Raw genomic sequence first — 20175 nt, 5'->3', positions numbered from 1 at the left:
TAGGGATTGGGATGCGCCATCAAAGGCGTCCATTTCGTCGAAATTGCTCATGAGATTGACACTAGCGCGCAAAAGCCGATAGGAAAAGAGAGGTTCGCATAATGTTCCACATTCTTTTCTGGACAATTGCCGCGCTGCGGCGACAAATGATTACATGGATTTGCACAGCACCTACCCCGCCATCTCTGATCTGCGCCATCGAGCGCGCGCCCGTATTCCGCATTTCGTGTGGGAATATCTGGATAGCGCAACGGGACATGAAGCGACGAAAGCGCGCAATCGGACCAAGTTGGACGAGGTTCTGATGATGCCTTCGGTGTTGCACGGTGAAATGACGCCTGATCTGTCGGTTGATCTTATGGGTCAACACTTGCCCCTGCCCTTTGGGATAGCACCTGTTGGAATGTCGGGCCTGATCTGGCCAGACGCGGAATGTCATTTAGCACGCGCGGCGGCGGACTTGGGTATTCCTTATAGTCTATCAACTGTCGCGACGCAGACGCCAGAGATGATTGAACCTGTTTTGGGCGCCCAAGGTTGGTTCCAGATGTACCCGCCGCGAGATGCAGGTATTCGTGCGGATATGCTGGCGCGCGCGAAAAAGGCGGGCTTTCATACGTTGATCTTGACGGTCGATGTGCCCGTTGCCTCGCGCCGTGAACGCCAATTGCGCGGGGGCTTGCAACAGCCACCCAAGATTACGCCGCGTTTACTGGCGCAGGTTGCGAAATGTCCTGCCTGGGCGCTGGGGACAGCGCACCTTGGCATGCCGCGGATGCGTTTGATGGACAGCTATGCGGATCATGTGAAGGGTCAGACCGAGGGTTTAAGCAGTACCGCGCACGTTGGATATTTACTGCGCACCTCGCCTGATTGGGACTACGTGAGCAAGCTGCGCGATGAGTGGGATGGATCGCTTGTGGTGAAAGGTGTGCTGAACGCAGCAGACGTTGCGCCGCTGGAAAAAGCGGGCGTTGATGCGATTTGGCTGTCTAATCATGCAGGTCGTCAGTTCGATGCGGCCCCTTCCCCGATCGAAGTTCTGCCTGCTATACGCGCGGCCACCAAGCTACCTTTGATCTTTGATAGTGGGATCGAGGGCGGTTTGGACATGCTGCGCGCCATCGCTTTGGGTGCAGATTTCGTGATGATGGGCCGCGCATGGCACTACGCGCTGGGGGCCTTGGGGGCCGATGGTCCTGCGCATCTGGCTGACATGCTAACGTCGGACTTGATCGCCAATATGGGCCAACTTGGTGCGCGACGCCTGAATGATGTGCGAGGACAAACGTTCACACGAACAGTACCTTGACTCTTAATATTAGCGTTAACATACAGCCATTAATCTGAAAAACACCCAATACTACGAATAACGCACCCTCAAATGGGCCGCTATGTTCTGCGTAACAGACCAACACGGGAAAGCTGCCATGACTGAATTCAACAAGATCCTCATCGCCAATCGCGGCGAAATTGCCATTCGTATCATGCGCGCGGCAAACGAGCTTGGGAAAAAAACTGTCGCTGTTTACGCGGAAGAGGACAAGCTGGGTTTGCACCGCTTTAAAGCCGACGAAGCCTATCGCATTGGTGAGGGCATGGGGCCTGTTGCGGCCTATCTGTCGATTGAAGAGATTATTCGCGTGGCCAAGGAAAGCGGCGCAGATGCGATCCATCCAGGCTATGGCCTACTGTCTGAAAACCCTGATTTCGTAGATGCGTGTGACGCAGCTGGCATCACATTCATCGGTCCAAAAGCCGCAACGATGCGCGCGCTTGGGGACAAAGCGTCCGCGCGCCGTGTTGCAATGGATGCGGGTGTGCCTGTGGTGCCTGCGACCGAAGTTCTGGGCGACGACATGGTGGCCGTGAAAAAAGAGGCGGCTGAGGTTGGCTATCCCTTGATGCTAAAGGCGTCATGGGGTGGTGGCGGTCGTGGGATGCGCGCGATCTGGTCTGAGGATGAATTGGAAGAGAAGGTTTTAGAGGGGCGTCGTGAAGCAAGTGCGGCCTTTGGCAACGACGAGGGGTATCTAGAGAAGATGATCGTGCGCGCACGCCACGTTGAGGTGCAAATCTTGGGCGATAACCATGGCGGCATGTATCATCTTTTTGAGCGTGATTGTTCCGTTCAAAGGCGTAACCAAAAAGTGGTTGAGCGCGCCCCTGCCCCCTACCTGAGCGAAGAGCAACGCACAGAGATTTGCGCGCTGGGTCGCAAAATCTGCGCGCACGTGAATTATGAATGCGCAGGTACTGTTGAGTTCTTAATGGATATGGACAGTGGCAAGTTTTACTTCATCGAAGTGAACCCGCGCGTGCAGGTCGAACACACTGTGACCGAGGAAGTCACGGGCATCGATATCGTGCAGGCGCAGATCAAGATCGCCGAGGGTAAAACAATTGCCGAAGCGACCGGCAAAGCATCCCAAAACGACGTCCGTTTGAATGGCCACGCCCTGCAAACACGGATCACGACTGAAGATCCTTTGAACAACTTTATTCCCGATTACGGCCGCATCACCGCGTTCCGCGAAGCCCAAGGCATGGGCATTCGTCTGGACGGTGGCACGGCCTATTCCGGCGGCGTGATCACGCGCTATTACGACAGCCTGTTGATGAAAGTGACCGCGCACGCGCAAACGCCAGAGGCGGCGATTGCGCGCATGGATCGGGCTTTGAGAGAATTTCGTATACGCGGCGTCAGCACAAACATCGCGTTTGTTGAGAACCTGTTGAAGCATCCAACGTTCTTGTCCAACGAATATACAACGACGTTTATCGACAACACGCCCGACTTGTTTGATTTCAAGAAACGCCGCGACCGCGCGACGAAGATCTTGATCTATATCGCCGATATCACGGTTAACGGACATCCAGAGACAACGGGGCGTCCCTTGCCTGCTGCGGACCTTAAAACGCCAAAGCCCCCTGCGCCAACAGGCGAACTTGCGCCCTATGGCACGCGCAATTTACTTGATGAAAAAGGCCCCCAAGCGGTGGCTGATTGGATGGCGGCGCAAAAGCAACTTTTGCTCACCGATACCACGATGCGCGACGGGCATCAGTCCTTGCTTGCGACGCGTATGCGCTCGATTGATATGATCCGCGTGGCACCGACCTATGCCTCTGAAATGCCGCAACTTTTCTCTGTTGAATGCTGGGGGGGCGCGACGTTTGATGTGGCCTATCGTTTCTTGCAGGAATGTCCGTGGCAGCGTCTGCGCGACATTCGTGCGGCAATGCCAAATGTCATGACGCAAATGCTGCTTCGGTCTGCTAACGGGGTTGGGTATACGAACTATCCTGACAATGTGGTGCAAGAGTTCGTGCGCCAAGCGGCAGAAACCGGCGTTGATGTATTCCGTGTGTTTGACAGTCTGAACTGGACTGAAAACATGCGCGTTGCGATGGATGCGGTGATAGAATCTGGTAAAGTCTGCGAAGGCACGATTTGTTACACAGGCGATATTCTGAACGCGGATCGCGTGAAATACAATCTCGTCTACTACGTACAAATGGGCAAAGATTTGAAAGCCGCAGGCGCACATGTGTTGGGCTTGAAAGACATGGCTGGGTTGCTGAAACCCGCCGCTGCGCGCGTGCTGGTGAAAGCGTTGAAAGAAGAGGTCGGTCTGCCGATCCATTTCCACACACACGACACCGCTGGCATTGCCTGCGCGACGATCCTAGCGGCCTCTGAAGCGGGTGTTGATGCAGTAGATTGCGCCATGGACGCGCTATCGGGCAACACCAGTCAAGCGACGTTGGGCACGGTGGTTGAATCCCTGCGTCACACGGATCGCGATACAGGGATCGACATCGAATCCGTGCGTCGAATTTCGGATTACTGGGAACAAGTGCGCGCTCAATATGCAGCATTCGAAACCGGCCAGCAGGCACCATCGTCAGAGGTCTATCTGCACGAAATGCCCGGTGGTCAGTTTACAAATTTGAAGGCGCAAGCACGCTCGTTAGGCCTGGAAGAGCGCTGGTCCGAGGTGGCGCATACCTATGCGGACGTGAACCAAATGTTTGGTGATATCGTGAAGGTAACGCCAAGCTCTAAAGTCGTTGGCGACATGGCGTTAATGATGGTCAGCCAAGGTCTAACCCGCGCAGAGGTTGAAGATCCCGAAGTTGATGTGGCCTTCCCTGACAGCGTTGTCGACATGATGCGCGGTAACCTTGGACAACCTCCCGGTGGTTTTCCTGCTGGGATCGTCGGCAAGGTTCTAAAGGGCGAGACCCCGAATTCGGAGCGGCCAGGCAAATCCTTGGCCCCTGTTGATCTGACGGGCGAGCGCGCGAAACTATCTGAATTGCTAGACGGACGCGAGATTGATGGTGAAGATCTCAATGGCTACCTGATGTATCCCAAAGTGTTTTTAGACTACATGGGCCGTCACCGCAGCTATGGTCCTGTGCGGGCCTTGCCAACAAAGACCTTCTTTTACGGGATGGAACCTGCCGAAGAGATTACCACCGAAATTGATCCAGGAAAGACACTAGAGATTCGTTTGCAGGCCGTGGGTGAGACCCTGGATGACGGCGATGTGAAGGTGTTCTTTGAGCTGAACGGCCAACCGCGTGTTATTCGTGTGCCGAACCGTTCCGTCAAGGCAGCAACGGCTGCGCGACCCAAGGCTGACGTTGCTAATGAGAACCATGTGGGCGCACCGATGCCGGGTGTTGTGGCATCCGTCGCTGCAGTCGCGGGGAGCAAGGTTTCAGAGGGTGATTTGTTGCTTACGATTGAAGCGATGAAGATGGAAACGGGTATTCACGCGGAACGCGACGCTGTCATTAATGCAGTTCATGTGGGTGCTGGCGCACAGATCGATGCAAAAGACCTGCTGGTTGAATTTGAGTGATTTGAGAGAGCGCGCGCGTGGTTGTGTATCGGCGTAAGAATTTGATTTCGATGGGTGATCATGGGGACAACAGCCTGCTTAAAAGAATGCGGGCACAGGGAAATTGCGCGGAGTATGCGCCGTTTGGCGTTATGCTGTTGGCCTTTGTCGAGATATCAGACGCGCCAACGGTTGCAGTTCATTTTCTGGGTGCGATGTTGGTGTTGGGTCGACTTGCACATGCGTGGGGATTTTCGGCCTCCCCTCCTGTTATGATGGGACGTGTGGTTGGGATGGTGCTGACACTGAGTATGATCCTTTTGAGCGCATTGGGCCTATTGTTTCATGGATTGTTTTGATGTGTCGTTTGAACCTACCTAAGACTTGAGTGAAAAAATCTACAAATGAGTGAATTTTCCTCTTGCAGGTCAAGCGCGCTAGGACTAATCACGCCCTACCAAACGGTGCGGGCGTAGCTCAGGGGTAGAGCGAAACCTTGCCAAGGTTTAGGTCGAGAGTTCGAATCTCTTCGCCCGCTCCATTTGGTCTAACATTTAGTGTTACGATAAGTCGCCTTCTAGGTGGCTTTTTTCGTTTCACATGCGTGTTATTGTGCAGCCTTGAATGCAATCGTCGGTACAAACACAGGCGTCATTTACGAGCGAAACCTTTGACAATTTCATTGCCTTTCAACTAGCGTTACCAAATGTGTGAATCTTGAAATATTCGGCGTCCTGCCCTTGTGCTTTCACGGATTCACCGCACATCTACAGTAAACCGAGTATCACCTGTTTTAGGAGCCGCTGTGTCCCTTTTCTTTATCGTCGCTTTGCCATTCTTTGGATCACTGCTTCCAGGCTTAATGAATTCAGCAGGGCGATCTGCGACAGCTGGAGTTACATTCACGGTTTCCTTGGCGGCTTTTGTGGGAATTCTCACGAACCTGCCTACAATTTTGGCGGGCGATGTGGTTTTGGCCCCCGTCGATTGGATGCCAATGTTGGGGCTGAATTTCACATTGATGCTAGACAGTCTTGGTTTCTTCTTTGCGCTTTTGATCCTTGGCATCGGACTTTTGATCATCGCATATGCGCGCCACTATCTTAGCCGTGACGATAATATGGGGCAGTTTTTCGCCTATCTCTTGCTGTTCCAAGGCGCGATGGTCGGTATCGTTCTAAGCGATAACATCCTGCTTTTGCTGGTTTTCTGGGAATTAACATCCCTTTCGTCTTTTTTGCTGATTGGGTACTGGAAGCATCTGCCCGAGGGGCGGCAAGGTGCGCGCATGGCGTTGACCGTGACGGGCATGGGTGGACTTGCGATGATCGGTGGCATGTTGATCTTAGGCCAGATCGTGGGCAGTTACGATCTAAGTGTGATCTTGCAAAACCGCGACTTGATCCAAGCGGATCCGATGTATGTGCCAGCGTTGATCTTGATCTTGCTCGGGTGTTTCACCAAATCCGCACAGTTCCCGTTCCACTTTTGGTTGCCACATGCGATGGCCGCCCCAACGCCTGTGTCTGCATACTTGCACTCTGCGACAATGGTGAAGGCGGGCATCTTCTTGATGGCGCGCATGTGGCCTGTGTTGTCTGGCACGCCTGAGTGGTTCATGATCGTGACCACCGCGGGTCTGATCACAATGGTTCTGGGCGCAGTCATCGCGCTGTTCAAGCATGATCTTAAGGCGTTGTTGGCCTTTTCAACCGTGAGCCATTTGGGTCTGATAACGATGCTGCTTGGCACTGGCACAGCGTTCGGTGCAATGGCGGCCATGTTCCACATTTTGAACCATGCAACATTCAAAGCGGCCCTGTTTATGTCTGCTGGCATCATCGATCATGAAGCCCACACACGCGATATTCGCCTGCTTGGTGGCTTGCGCAAGTTGATGCCTGTCACCTTCGTGATCGCGACGTTGGCCGCGCTTTCCATGGCGGGCATTCCACTGCTAAACGGCTTTCTGTCCAAGGAAATGATGTTGGAAGAAGCCAATCACACGGTTCTGTTCAACGCTGTCTGGCTTGTTCCTGTGATGGCCACCCTTGGGTCGCTTTTTTCCGCGGCCTACTGTTTCCGCTTGATTGGTCACGTGTTTCTTGGACCCGTGCGCGACGACTATCCTGCGAAACCACATGATCCCGGTACGGGACTTTGGTTGCCACCCGCACTTCTTGTGGTGCTTGTTGTTGTCATTGGTATAGCGCCCTTTCTTGCTGAGCCGTTCGTAAAGCTGGTCACGGCCTCTGTGCTTGGCGATGCAGCCGAGGTACCAAAGGCCTACTTTAAGATCTGGCATGGTCTTGTTCCTGCGCTCTACATGTCAATTGTCGCTGTCGTGGGTGGTCTGATCATGCTCGCGGTCTTCAAGCCCTCTTTGCGCTTTTGGGATGCGGTGCCGCGCCCCGAAGCCAAGCCGATCTTCGAGGCCCTCATTGAAGGCGCAGCCAAGTTGGCGCGCGCTGTGATCCTACCTTTGCACAACGGCTCGTTCTCACGCTACGCCGCGATTGCGACTGTGGTTATGGTTTCTGTCGGTTATCACGCTTGGACCACTGGAACCATGAGCGCGACAACGCGGATCATGCAACCTGCTGGGCTTGTGCCGATTGCGGGGTGGTTGATGTTGGTGGCCGCAACTATTGGAATGGTATTCCTGCATCGCAACCGTTTGCTATCGCTGATTTTAATCGGGATTGTCGGTCTGATGGTGTCCATCGGCTTCGTCTTTTTCAGCGCGCCGGACCTTGCGATGACCCAGTTCACTGTAGAAGTCGTGACGATTATCTTGCTCCTGCTCGCTTTGAACTTCCTTCCCAACAAGACCCCTGTTGAAAGCTCGGTCTTGCGCCGTGTGCGCGATACGGGCGTGGCGATCATTGGTGGCTTGGCGACCTTTGCGCTGTCCTATCACTATATGCTGCGCGATGCGGTAAGTTCGCCGATCTCTGAGTTCCACCTTGCCAACTCCTACAAAGGGGGGGGCGGTACGAATGTAGTGAACGTGATCCTCGTCGATTTCCGTGGGTTTGATACATACGGTGAAATCATCGTGCTTGGGATCGCTGCACTGCTGATCTACGCACTGACAGAAACGCTACTTGGTGGTCCTGTGCGTGCACGTTTGCTGAACCGCAAACCTGATCAAGCACGTGCTGGGGATATGCATCCCATGATGATGGTCGTGATGACTCGTGTTATTATGCCTGTTGTTTTGATGGTTGGGTTTTACATCTTCTTGCGCGGCCATAATGAACCCGGCGGTGGTTTCATCGCGGGCCTGATCGTGTCGATCGGCGTTGTCATGCAATATATGGCCAGCGGATTTGGCTGGGCGTCTGCGCGTCTTAAATACCCGTACCACGGTGTTATTGGCGCGGGCGTTCTGATTGCTGGACTAACCGGCATTGGATCATGGTTTGTGAGCAAACCATTCCTGACGTCTGACTTCACCTACGCACGTATTCCGCCCTTTGAGAAATTCGAACTGGCCACCGCTGCATTGTTCGATCTTGGTGTGTTCCTTGCCGTCGTTGGTGCTGTGATGCTGTCGCTTGAAAGTTTCTCGCGCCTTGCCCGTCTTGCAAGCGAGCCGAGCAGTGATCACCCAATGGACATTGATCCATCCCGTGATGACGCGGTGGCCCCTGATTTAGTGTCCTCTGGAAAGGAGGCCGTGTAACATGGAATTTCTAGTCGCTTCCGCCATTGGCATCCTCACATCAGGCGGCATCTATTTGATGCTGCGCCTGCGAACGTTCCCTGTTATTTTGGGGATTTCATTGCTGACCTATGCTGTGAACGTGTTCTTGTTTGCGTCTGGTCGATTGACCACTGGCGCGCCACCCATTTTGCGCGACGGGATCGAGACCTATGCCGATCCCCTGCCCCAAGCGCTTGTTTTGACAGCTATCGTGATTTCCTTCGGCATGACCGCAGTTGTTGTGATGATTGGTCTTGGTGCGTTCCTTGGATCAGATGATGATCACGTTGATGACCAACCCGAAGCTGAGACCAACACGGCCGCAGTGAAAGACGCACCGGAGGCACGTTCATGACCCATTGGATGGTAGCCCCGATTATCCTGCCCGCATTGGTCGCGCCGTTCATTGTCTTGGCGGCGCGCTATCACATTGGCATTCAACGCGTCCTATCGGTTGCCGGCGTTTTGGTCTTGATCGCAGTTGCGCTTGGCCTTGCGCTGCAAGCCGCGGATGGCACGATCACGCTCTATCAATTGGGCGATTGGGCGGCACCGTTCGGCATCGTTCTGGTTGGGGATCGTTTGTCCACGATGATGGTCTTACTCACGGCAGTGCTTGCGCTGTTTGTGTTACTTTATGCCATAGGTTCTGGCTGGGATGATCGGGGGCGCCACTTCCATGCGTTGTTCCAGTTCCAGTTGATGGGCATTATGGGCGCGTTCCTGACGGGCGATTTGTTCAACTTGTTCGTCTTCTTTGAGGTCCTGTTGATTGCCTCCTATGGCTTGATGATCCACGCGGGTGGCAATGCGCGCCTTCGGGCGGGTGTGCAGTATGTTCTTTTCAATCTCATTGGATCAACATTGTTTTTGTTCGCGCTGGGATCCATCTACGCAGAGACCGGGACGTTGAATATGGCAGACCTTGCAAACCGCGTTGCGCTGGTGAGCCCCGAAGCAACTGTAGGCATTCGTGTCGCAGCGGTCCTGCTCTTGCTGGTGTTCGCGATCAAAGCAGCGCTTGTGCCACTGCACTTCTGGCTTCCGTCCAGCTACGCCGAAGCGCCTGCCCCAGTGGCTGCACTCTTCGCGATCATGACCAAAGTCGGTGCCTACGCGATCATCCGTGTTTACACGATGATCTTCCCACCAGATTTGGCAGTTACAAGCGGCTTGCATGATGTGTGGCTTTTGCCAGCGGCGCTTGTCTCGCTTGCCATCGGTATGGCGGGTGTGTTTGCGGCCAAAAAGCTGGATCGCCTTGTCGCCTTCTCGGTCATTGGTTCTGTGGGTATGGTGATGATTTCGATCTCGCTTTTTACGCCCACAAGCATCGCAGCGGCGCTGTACTATATTGTTCATTCGACGCTTGCAGGTGCCACGCTGTTCCTAATTTCTGATCTTGTGCGCACGAGCCGTGCTAATGTGGATCTGACACCACAGCCTGTCATTTCGGGCAACGCATTGACTGCGGGTTTGTTCTTTATCGCTGCCATTGCAATGGCGGGCTTGCCGCCGCTCTCCGGCTTCCTTGGCAAACTTTTAGTGCTGGATGCCGCCTATGAGAGTGATCTGATGGTATGGATCTGGGTGATCGTACTGGGTTCCAGCCTGATCAGCATTCTGGGTTTCGCACGCGCGGGCAGCATTCTGTTTTGGAAAGCCCATAGTGTTCAAGCCGAAGAAGGTGCCGCGCCAATGCCGCGCCCTGCCACATTGTCCTATGTTGCCGTAGGTGGTCTGATATCGCTTTTGGTCGCGCATACTATCTTTGCGGGTCAAGTGCATGGCTACACCACCAAAATGGCAACGCAGTTGTTCGCACCCGAACCCTACATCGCGGCTGTGGTGGACACGCCGGGCAAGCTCAGTAAACCGAAAGAGGGCTATTAACATGACCCGCGCCTATCAGTGGCTTTTGCCACATCCGTTTCTAACGCTGCTTTTGGCCGTCGTGTGGACCTTGCTCCAGAATGACGTGTCGGCGGGCATGGTCGTCTTTGGCATCATCTTGGGGATCATCATCCCCCGCATGACATCGATCTGGTGGCCCGATACGCCAAAGGGATTTCGCCTTGGCAAGATGATGTCCTACAGCTTGATTGTCATGTGGGATATTCTCGTCGCCAACATTCAAGTCGCATGGATCGTGATATCCGTCCCCAATGCGAAACTTAAACCAGCATGGATCGTCGTGCCGCTTGATCTGGTGCAACCAGAAGCGATCACGATGCTTGCAGGCACGATCACGTTAACACCAGGCACCGTCTCTGCGGACCTGTCAAGTGGGGGGCACAGCTTGCTTGTGCATGTTTTACACACTGACGAACCAGACGCTGTGCTGGACGAGATTAAGACGCGCTATGAGCGTCGTTTGAAGGAGATATTCCAATGACAGCCGCCGCTGACTTCATGAATATTGCAATTATCATCACCTTCGCGGTGCTTGCCCTTGGGCAAATCCTGTCGATGGTGCGGTTGGTACTGGGGCCAACCACGGGTGATCGCATTCTGGCGCTTGATACGATGGTGATCAATGCGTTGGGATTGGTCGTGCTTCTGGGCATCTACCAAGGCGTTCAAATCTATTTCGAAGTGTCCTTGCTGATTGCCATGCTGGGCTTTTTGTCCACGGTCGCCCTTGCGCGCTTCATCCTACGGAGGGACATCATCGAATGAGCATGGAAATTATCGGAACATACGCTGTCGCGATTTTGCTGCTGATCGGATCTGGATTTGTCGCGGTTGGCGTCATTGGCCTGCTGAAGTTCAACGATTCAATGACGCGCCTACATGCGCCGACCAAAGTTGGCACGGTTGGGATTGGCGCGCTTCTTCTTGCGTCTATCGGTCATTCGTTTCTGCTGGGTGACTCCTCGATGCACGAATTGCTGATCATGGGGTTCTTGTTTGTAACGGCCCCGATTTCAGCGAACTTCATTGCGAAAGTGAACATTCATCTGGGTGCCTGCGAAACGCCCCCCCCCCCGCCGCGTGACAAGACGTGGTCCACCTTGGATGTCGCGGTGGAAGATACCCAATCCTAAACAAGAAAAGCCCGCGACTTACCGCGGGCTTTTTCAAATATTTAAGCAGTCTAAAAACCTAGTGTGTCCAAGCGCCACGACGGTTGGTTGCGAAGTTGTCTGCATATCCACCACTGCGAATATTTGCCTTGCGCTTGTTTGGCTCACGAACGGCTGCGTCAATTCCATGCGCTTGCGCATAGGCAAGCGCTGCGTCTTTGCTCTCAAAGCTTAGCTTTACTTGGGATTGCGTGTCATCTGACGACGTCCAGCCCATCAATGGATCCACAGCGCGCGCAGTTTCGGCGACGTGCTCTAATATCCAAGTGCGCGTTTTAGCGGTGCCTGACGACATTGCAGTTCTAGAGGGTTGGTAAATCCGTGCGCGCATGATGTTCCTCGATCACTTTGAAGTGTTAGCGCTTTATGAGCATTTTAAAACAAGCTCGCAAGCGCCCAATTGCGTCAATCTACGTCAACTCTGCTAGAAACATTCGCCTGCGCTACGTTCGGAAAGGAAGCGCGCCCTATTCAAAGCACGAAATCAACTTCGTATACCGACTCGCTTGGCGCGCAAGATCTTCTGGTTCAAGTCGGGGCAAACTGTCCGGTGCAATCTGAGGCACCACATTGTTTTGGTACAGAAAGAGCTTTGCAATCTCAGCGCGGATAGCGAAGTTCACATTTTGCGGAACATCCAGCTGATCATTTTCCAATAGCCGCGAACGCAAGCGCGACACGACAACACCAACCACTGATCCAGTCTTATCGAGAACAGGACCGCCAGAATTTCCCGGTTGCACAGGCGCGGAAATCTGCATCTGTGTGCCATCGCCACGCAGGCCAACCTGCGCTGAAATTGCGCCACGTGTTACGTTCAGGCCACCTAGCATCGAATTTAGCGGAAACCCAACAACGGTGATATCAGCATTTAGACCAGCAGGCGTGGGTGCGAAATTGGCTACGGTTTGACCCACATCGCTCTCAAACGTAAGAACCGCCAAATCAAATGTGGTGTTAGAGGCAGCAACGCGCGCAACCTTTCCGTCTATTTCAAGTCGCGTGCACCCTTCGGTCACATGTTCATTTGTCAGTACTGTTCCGTCTTTGCCCACCACAAACCCAGACCCTGTCGCTAAAAGCTTTGGTTTTGAGGATTGCCGCTGATCGCGCTTGGGCCGTTCGCTTGAGGACGGCGGCAACTCAGCATGTTGGTACGGAGGCGTCTTGTCTAGCTTGTTGTCATCTTGTGCTAAGATTGCCAAGGTTGCTTCGATATTGGCATTCAAATACCCGTTGGATTCATAGTTAAGATCACGTACGGTGCCCTGTGCTATGCTGGATGTAACACCACGAAAAATTTTGATGTCGCGCGCCGCTGCGGAGACAACGACAGAAGACCAAGCCCCACGAATGAAGTGAGAGCGCACATAAAGCAGGCTACGATCGGCTTTGAAAATTGAGGTCACCGCGTAATTGGATTTGCGCACTGAATAGACGGGCGTAGGTCCGCGATGGCTCGAAACCGTAAATCTATGCAGCGCGTTGGCTTGAGCTTGGCCACCACGCGACAAGGAAATGCCAAGTGAGCTGTTTTGATGTTCGAAATTTACGAACTCACTCGACACCGTGCCTTCCCGAAAAGCTTTGAACGGGAATAGGTAGGACATACCTAAGGGTTCATTTTGCATCATGGCCCAACCATCACGCTCGAATAGCGTAAAAACCCGCGCAGCCAAGGCTGTCATATGCAGGTTAAGCGCATTCGATCCAAACTCGCGCGCGGAAAAGGTACGCATTGCGCGATTGCTGATTTTACCCCAATCCCCATCAAGCAACCCAACATAGTCGCCTTCAAACGCCAGCGCGAGCTGTAAGAAGCGTTTTTCGGCACGTGTCAGCAAGTTGGCATTGAGCGGAGCAAGCAAACTGCTTTCTAAATCAAAAGGCACTGGTGTTTGGCTTGCACTTTGAGCACGGACTGTTGTCACGCGACTCACGTATGATCTGCCACGCGAGCAAAGGGCATCCTGCGGGATTTCGCCAGCGGCTTTCAGACGCTGCAGTGTTTGCTTTGACCCACTTATTTCCAGCACAGACCACGTGGTCGCATACCAGCCATTCTTCGAACGATAGATCGTGACGTCTTTATCTCGAAACCGCGATTTTGCTTCTTCAATTGCGAGGGTTGCAGAAGGTTTGGAGGCCAGAACGATAGCGCATTGCCCATTCGCGAAAAAGCTTTGCGCAACAAGGAGGTTGGGCAAGCACAAGGCAACAATAAAGGCGGTCAAACGGTAAACAGTGCAGTCCTTTTTGAACAGGTACAGCTATTTAAACCACCCTACCGACTATCTGCCAAGCCCTAGCCCCTTGAACAAGAACAAAAAGCGATCAAATGTAGGGACTACCCTACCAAGCGAGTCGCATATGTCCTTTGTTCACAACGACGGTTCTGACACCCTGCTGAATGCGCCCAAAGGGGACGTGCGTGAGCGGCTGAAATTGGAAGGCGGCATTGCCTTTCAACTGAAGACGGAATTCGAACCAGCGGGTGACCAACCCACTGCGATCAAAGAACTTTGCGAGGGCATTGACGAGGGCGAGCGCGATCAGGTGCTGTTGGGTGCGACGGGTACGGGTAAGACGTTCACGATGGCCAAGATGATAGAGCAAACACAACGCCCTGCGATCATTCTGGCCCCGAACAAAACACTGGCCGCGCAATTATACGGCGAATTCAAAGGGTTTTTCCCTGAAAACGCCGTTGAGTATTTCGTAAGCTTTTATGACTACTACCAACCCGAAGCTTACGTCGCACGGTCGGACACGTTCATCGAAAAAGAAAGCCAAATTAACGAACAGATTGACCGCATGCGCCATTCAGCCACGCGTGCGCTGCTTGAGCGTGATGATGTCATCATCATTGCGTCGGTGTCGTGCATCTACGGTATTGGCTCGGTCGAAACCTACGGGGCCATGACGCAGGATCTAGAGGTCGGCAAAGAATACAACCAGCGCGAGGTCATGACAGACCTTGTTGCGCAGCAATACAAACGCAATGACGCGGCCTTTGCACGGGGATCATTCCGTGTGCGCGGTGACAGTCTAGAGATTTTCCCGGCCCATCTTGAGGATCGCGCGTGGCGTTTGTCCTTCTTTGGGGATGAGCTGGAACGTATTACAGAATTTGACCCGCTTACTGGTGAAAAGAAGGGCACGATGGAGCGTGTTCGGGTCTACGCGAACTCGCACTACGTGACGCCGAAACCAACGATGCAACAGGCCGTTCAAAAGATCAAAGCAGAGCTGCGCATCCGTTTGGATCAATTCGTGGCCGAAGGGAAATTGCTCGAAGCACAGCGCCTTGAGCAACGCACCAATTTTGATATCGAAATGTTGGAAGCCACGGGCGTGTGCAACGGTATCGAGAACTATTCGCGCTATCTCACGGGGCGCGCACCGGGCGAACCGCCCCCCACGCTGTTCGAATTTATTCCTGATAATGCCATTGTTTTTGCAGATGAATCCCACGTCTCTGTGCCCCAAATTGGTGGCATGTATAAGGGTGACTTCCGTCGTAAAATGACGCTATCGGAACATGGTTTCCGCCTGCCCTCTTGTATGGATAACCGTCCGCTGAAGTTTGAGGAATGGGATGCGATGCGCCCGCAATCGGTCTTTGTGTCCGCGACCCCGTCCAAGTGGGAAATGGAGCAAACGGGCGGCGTGTTCACAGAACAGATCATTCGCCCCACGGGCCTTCTTGATCCCATGGTTGAAATTCGCCCCGTTGATATGCAGGTCGATGATTTGCTGGATGAAGTGCGCAAAGTCACCAAGGCGGGCTTTCGCACATTGGTCACAACGCTTACCAAACGCATGTCCGAAGATTTGACCGAATACATGCACGAGCAATGCATCAAAGTGCGCTACATGCACAGCGAAATTGACACGCTTGAACGGATCGAAATCCTGCGCGATCTGCGTCTTGGTGCGTTCGACGTGCTGATCGGTATCAACCTTTTGCGTGAGGGTTTGGATATTCCAGAGTGTGGTTTGGTCGCTATTTTGGACGCTGACAAAGAGGGTTTCTTGCGCTCTGAAACCTCGCTGATCCAGACAATTGGTCGTGCTGCGCGTAACGCAGAAGGCCGCGTGATCATGTACGCGGACAAGATCACAGGATCTATGGAGCGCGCCTTGGGCGAAACCGATCGCCGCCGTGCCAAGCAAGAAGCCTATAATGTCGAACACGGCATCACGCCTGCGACCGTTAAGAAGAACGTCGATGACGTGTTGGCGGGGCTTTATAAGGGCGACGTGGATATGAACCGCGTGACAGCCAAGATTGACAAACCCTTGGCGGGTGCTAATTTGCGGGTCGTTCTGGATGGTTTGCGCGTCGATATGCGTAAAGCGGCGGAAAACCTCGAGTTCGAAGAAGCTGCGCGTTTGCGCGATGAGTTAAAGCGCTTGGAAGCAGTGGATCTTGCCGTGTCGGCTGATCCCATGGCACGCCAATCGGTGATCGAAGAAGCGGTCAGTGATGCGCATAAAGCGGCCGGTCGTTCAACGGCAGGTCGCCCCGGTCAGCGCGGCGGGGTCAAGCCACGGCGGAGGCGGTAGAAATATGCTCTCAATTCGTGAGATGGGTTTGGCATGAATATATATCTAGCGGCGTTGATGCTTGTCCTCGCGCAGCCTGCGCTGGCGTGGGACTTTTCACCGACACCAATCTGCACACTGACAGATGCGGGGTCGCACACAGATGTGAAGTTGACCTATGACGGCCAGCTTTACGCATTAGCTTTGCCCCATGCCGATGGCTGGCCCAGTGAACCTGTATTCTCGATCAGATTTGCGCCGCTTGGCCCGTATATTTCGACCAGTAACCATAAGGTCGAGGGCAACACCCTTACGGTCAGCGACACAGGGTTTGGAAATGTTTTGACCGGCTTGCAGATCAATCAAACTGCCCAGATCATCTTGGGTGATATGGTTCGAGAGATTGATCTTACTGGCGCACGCGCGCCTGTGGACGCCTTCAGGCGTTGCGAGCCAAGCGTTCCAATGTCGTAAGCCGTGTCCGGTGTGCGTTTACACCAATGGTACGAAGGGCACACCACAGCAGATTAACAGTGCAGATGCACCTAACAAAATAACCCATTTAAATATTTGGCTCTCCTTGAAGACCTAAAACTTTGCGAAATCCAGTCCAGTATCCCGGCAACTTTGGTGGTGCTTTCATTTCTGGGATTGCCCCATCGGCCCAACGCGGCATCGCGCGATGCGCGAAATCTTGTCCCCATTCAAGGAACGCATCGCTGTCATTGGGGCGCAAACGACATGCACTTCCGACAAGACCCACCAACGTTTCAGGCGCGGAATACCATTCGTCTTGAATGCCTGTAACACGCCCCTGAATGAACGGCCCGACCCAACGCATAAGGCGTTTGTCCGAGAAGGTCAGCAGCATCTTACCCATTTCATCGCGTGTATAATGGATCAGCGGCGGGAACGTATCAAAAAACAACGCTTGCCCGTCGACGTAGGCAAAATTGCGGATGGAGGGATGAAATCCAACGCGGCCCTCAACCTTGTCCGCATTGTTCCAGAAGGTCGCAATGACCTGCCCAGCGGCTTCCATCATCTCGATTGCACCATTCAGATCAGCAGCAATGATTTGTGGGCGCATCATACTATCCGCCGGCAGTGCTTTTTGCACGATCACGGGGATGCGCGCGCCGTCTATATCTAAAAGATGAAACGTGGTTTCAGGCAGATCGACGCCTGTCAACGCAAGGGCCGCAACATAGTCGTCGTGGCACTGCGCGAGACGTTCGAGTTCAGCCAGATTGCGCAAACCACGATAAACCTTGATGACTTTGTCCGACAACGGCCCTGTGGCGGGACGAAACGGCGCGCAGAAATACCCAAGCTTGCTGACAGCTTGCCCGCGCTCTTCGCTATCTGCTTTGATCAATCGTTCGAGTTCTAGCAAATCGCTCATTTGACACCCTCTTTTGCCCTCCCATACCGCGCCTGTCACGTCATGGCCAGAACCCAAAAGTATAGCATTGTTAACCAGTTGTTCAGCTTAATAGCGCAGATCATAGGCAGTTGGTGATACACATGCGTTATCTAGGTCTCTTTGGGTTGGTTTGTTTGCTCTGTTTTATTGGTGAGCAATCTAGCGCAGGTGCATGGTCGCGCACAAAGGGAAGCGTCTTTTTCTCATCGTCTGCAAGCATGAGCTGGCCCAAGGATCGTCCACTGTCACTGCCTGACGTCTATGGAAGTGCTTACGCTGAATACGGTCTAGGGCGTAGTTTAACCCTAGGTATGGACGTCGGGAGCTCGGACTCAACCAAGTCAAGCAAATTGAAAGCTGTTGGATTTATACGCTACAACTTAAGCAACCCAAATGCGCGCCATCAACTGGCAGTTGATTTGGGCGGTGGTTCTTATCTTGGCAATTCTGTGATCAGAGCCGGTGCTGCGTTTGGCATGGGCTTGAAATTAATGGACCGTACGGGCTGGCTGTCGCTTGAAGGACATACGCTGTTTGATCTTGAAACACGCAAGTCCGCAAAAACCTTGGACGGTACTCTTGGCATTACAATGAAGCGCAGCAAAATTATGGGACAGTTTTCAGCATTTCAATCGGCACGTCAGCAATCCACAATGTCTTTCACCCCGTCCTATGCTTTGGATCTAAAATCTGGGCGGCACTTAGAAATCAGCCTTTCATTCAATGTAAAAGGCAAAACAGACCCCGCCTTGAAAATCGGGATCTGGCAAGATTTTTAAGAACGTTTAAACGTCCATACGGGCCGTTATGGTGACAATACCAGCAACGTCTTTTTCCCAATTCAACAAGACCACATCTCCGTTAGCACCTTGTTCGGGTGTGATCCACGGCATGGTGAATTGGTTAACGTTCGCAATCGTTTTAATCTTGCTGCGAAGGGTCAGCGCTGGAACCCGTTGTGCCCTTCCTGAGAATGGCAGACGACCCGCAAATGATACGTACCAGGACTGCGAATGGTTGCTTTGCGTGTAGTCCAAAGTAAGCGGATTTTCGGTTCCTGTTACAACATTCAAGAACATGTTCCCACGTACCGCAACATCGCGCGCGGCATCCAAATTCAAAGACGCAAAGGTCGTATTGACGCGTTCGACACGATCAATCGTCCCTTTAGTAGATCGGAACATGTTGCCAGTCATCGTAAATCCACGGATCGTATGACCCGAACCATAAGGCTTGATTAAGACAAACGAAAACCAAGGCGCCACGTCACTACACAAGAACACATTGTTCGTGATCGACAACGCGCTAAACGAAAACCCTCCTGTGTTCACAGGCGCTGCCGTTGATTCATTCGTCCATTCCACATGACAGTTGTCGACGTAATTATTTGAAAACGTATGATTTACGTTCTTGCGAGTGAAAACAAACCCAGCCATACGCGCACCGTCAACATTGCTGTCACCTTGGCACCCATGATTACCTGTCATCACGTAGTTCTGACCGCCAAGAACAGCAAAATGTCGGAACTGACTGGCGCGATTGTTGCGAATTTTTAAATCGTTCGCATTGGCATTCATTGCAATACTGGAACGGCTTTGTGCGTGCGCACCACCTTCATTGGCAATGAACTGGCATCCCTCAATGCACATTCCCTGACAGCCACCACCGATTGATGTCAATCCCCAATCTTTTAGTCGGGTTATAAAGCAATTTTTGAGGGTATTGGCGACACCAGAGCGCGGCATCATAATTCCCGACGCATACCCACGACAAAGAATTTCCAGATCCAGCAACACCAGCTGACTAACCAATTCAAACCCAGAGAAATGAAGAACATATTTAAAGCGCTGAAAACCGTAGGATTGACGTCCCGCAGCATCATATAGCGGACCAGAACAAACGGATTTCTTGGGCCGCGACATTCACTTCACGGACATAGACCTCACGGCCAACGCCGGTTCCCTGTACCAACGACCCCACCTGAATGTTTGCGACATTCGTGACAGAGGTAAGACGATCATCGTTAGATGTGCTGTAACTGGCAGCAGATATTGTAACATCAACGTCCCAGCCGGGTCCATCGGCCACGTAAAGCTGACCATTTCGAATGACCCGTCTTTGCGCAAAACTTTGACGCGACCCTTCAATAGCCTGCAAATCAAGGGGTTCAGTGATCGTGACGCGACGCCCACCTAAATCCAACGTCTCGTGATCAGAACCGTTTAAAAGTGCTTGAAAGGCCTTCTTAAATGCCAATTCCTCGTCGCCACCGAAAGCATCGATATATTTGGGCAGATCATAGTCTTTTGTCAGCGATAGAATGTCGCCAGCAGCCATCACCAGCTTGCCTTCAAATTCCACCCACTCGTTTAGAGACAGGGAAGATCCGATGAAATACGTGCCCGCAGGAACAAATACTTTGCGCCCATTGGCCGCCTGTTCCGCAGCAACAAACGCGGCTTGATCATCTGTCGTGCCATCCCCAACCGCGCCGTAATCTCGAACATCCACAAGGTTCATCATATCGCGGTAAAATGCACTCGTGATATCTTC

General features: G+C 53.0%; 17 protein-coding genes and 1 tRNA gene. 13 read left to right on the top strand and 5 right to left on the bottom strand.

The features are described 5' to 3' along the window. The first annotated feature begins 154 nt into the window (after nt 1–154). The 10 genes from QZ279_RS01915 (at nt 155) to QZ279_RS01870 (ending at nt 11609) form a co-directional block, all read left to right on the top strand. Nucleotides 155–1312, top strand: coding sequence for an alpha-hydroxy acid oxidase (locus QZ279_RS01915; protein ID WP_293447227.1), 1158 nt, complete (start codon nt 155–157; stop codon nt 1310–1312). Between the two features lie 118 nt (nt 1313–1430). After that, nucleotides 1431–4874 carry a pyruvate carboxylase gene (locus QZ279_RS01910; protein WP_293447225.1) on the top strand — a complete coding sequence of 1148 codons (3444 nt, stop codon included), beginning with the start codon at nt 1431–1433 and terminating at the stop codon, nt 4872–4874. 17 nt (nt 4875–4891) lie between these two features. Next, nucleotides 4892–5212 carry an MAPEG family protein gene (locus tag QZ279_RS01905; RefSeq protein ID WP_293447223.1) on the top strand — a complete coding sequence of 107 codons (321 nt, stop codon included), beginning with the start codon at nt 4892–4894 and terminating at the stop codon, nt 5210–5212. A 107-nt stretch (nt 5213–5319) separates the two neighbouring features. Further along, nucleotides 5320–5394 (top strand) — tRNA-Gly (locus QZ279_RS01900). A gap of 264 nt (nt 5395–5658) precedes the next feature. Beyond that, nucleotides 5659–8541, top strand: a complete 2883-nt coding sequence (locus tag QZ279_RS01895; protein ID WP_293447221.1) for a monovalent cation/H+ antiporter subunit A — start codon at nt 5659–5661, stop codon at nt 8539–8541. A 1-nt stretch (nt 8542) separates the two neighbouring features. After that, nucleotides 8543–8917, top strand: a complete 375-nt coding sequence (locus QZ279_RS01890) for a Na+/H+ antiporter subunit C (protein WP_293447219.1) — start codon at nt 8543–8545, stop codon at nt 8915–8917. Further along, nucleotides 8914–10455 (top strand): monovalent cation/H+ antiporter subunit D, encoded by a 1542-nt coding sequence (locus QZ279_RS01885; RefSeq protein WP_293447217.1) that lies wholly within the window; start codon nt 8914–8916, stop codon nt 10453–10455. The genes QZ279_RS01890 and QZ279_RS01885 overlap by 4 nt, the downstream gene beginning before the upstream one ends. A gap of 1 nt (nt 10456) precedes the next feature. Then, complete coding sequence (locus QZ279_RS01880) at nt 10457–10957, top strand: Na+/H+ antiporter subunit E (protein WP_293447216.1); 501 nt, start codon at nt 10457–10459, stop codon at nt 10955–10957. Next, nucleotides 10954–11241: a K+/H+ antiporter subunit F gene (locus QZ279_RS01875; RefSeq protein WP_293447214.1), complete on the top strand. Its 288-nt coding sequence runs from the start codon at nt 10954–10956 to the stop codon at nt 11239–11241. Before QZ279_RS01880 ends, QZ279_RS01875 begins: the two co-directional genes overlap by 4 nt. Next, nucleotides 11238–11609 carry a monovalent cation/H(+) antiporter subunit G gene (locus QZ279_RS01870; RefSeq protein WP_293447213.1) on the top strand — a complete coding sequence of 124 codons (372 nt, stop codon included), beginning with the start codon at nt 11238–11240 and terminating at the stop codon, nt 11607–11609. The genes QZ279_RS01875 and QZ279_RS01870 overlap by 4 nt, the downstream gene beginning before the upstream one ends. Before the next feature lie 58 nt (nt 11610–11667). On the opposite strand, the gene QZ279_RS01865 is transcribed toward QZ279_RS01870, so the two are convergent. Beyond that, nucleotides 11668–11979 carry an ETC complex I subunit gene (locus tag QZ279_RS01865; RefSeq protein WP_293447211.1) on the bottom strand — a complete coding sequence of 104 codons (312 nt, stop codon included), beginning with the start codon at nt 11977–11979 and terminating at the stop codon, nt 11668–11670. Nucleotides 11980–12115: 136 nt separating this feature from the next. Then, a complete protein-coding gene (locus tag QZ279_RS01860) occupies nt 12116–13882 on the bottom strand; it encodes a serine protease (RefSeq protein ID WP_293447209.1) in 1767 nt (588 codons plus the stop codon). A gap of 136 nt (nt 13883–14018) precedes the next feature. Here QZ279_RS01860 and uvrB point away from each other — a divergent pair, with 136 nt between their 5' ends. Together uvrB and QZ279_RS01850 are read left to right on the top strand one after the other, a co-directional pair. Then, nucleotides 14019–16217: an excinuclease ABC subunit UvrB gene (gene uvrB / locus QZ279_RS01855; RefSeq protein WP_293447207.1), complete on the top strand. Its 2199-nt coding sequence runs from the start codon at nt 14019–14021 to the stop codon at nt 16215–16217. Between the two features lie 33 nt (nt 16218–16250). Further along, on the top strand, nt 16251–16670 hold the full coding sequence (locus QZ279_RS01850; protein WP_293447205.1) for an excinuclease ABC subunit B: 420 nt from the start codon (nt 16251–16253) through the stop codon (nt 16668–16670). A gap of 88 nt (nt 16671–16758) precedes the next feature. Here QZ279_RS01850 and QZ279_RS01845 read toward each other — a convergent pair whose 3' ends face one another. Further along, nucleotides 16759–17601, bottom strand: coding sequence for a DUF6206 family protein (locus QZ279_RS01845; protein ID WP_293447203.1), 843 nt, complete (start codon nt 17599–17601; stop codon nt 16759–16761). Between the two features lie 122 nt (nt 17602–17723). On the opposite strand from QZ279_RS01845, the gene QZ279_RS01840 reads away from it, so the two are divergent. Beyond that, nucleotides 17724–18401, top strand: coding sequence for a hypothetical protein (locus tag QZ279_RS01840; protein ID WP_293447202.1), 678 nt, complete (start codon nt 17724–17726; stop codon nt 18399–18401). 6 nt (nt 18402–18407) lie between these two features. Here QZ279_RS01840 and QZ279_RS15590 read toward each other — a convergent pair whose 3' ends face one another. After that, nucleotides 18408–19544, bottom strand: coding sequence for a hypothetical protein (locus QZ279_RS15590; protein ID WP_366513818.1), 1137 nt, complete (start codon nt 19542–19544; stop codon nt 18408–18410). Then, on the bottom strand, nt 19501–20175 hold a 675-nt coding region (locus QZ279_RS15585; protein WP_366513817.1), incomplete at its 5' end, for a glycosyl hydrolase family 28-related protein. The genes QZ279_RS15585 and QZ279_RS15590, both read right to left, overlap by 44 nt.

The organism is Planktotalea sp. (assembly GCF_018607965.1).
Classification (GTDB): Bacteria; Pseudomonadota; Alphaproteobacteria; order Rhodobacterales; family Rhodobacteraceae; genus Planktotalea.
The sequence above is the reverse complement of the archived record's forward strand: the minus strand, read 5'-3'. Positions and strand labels throughout refer to the sequence as shown.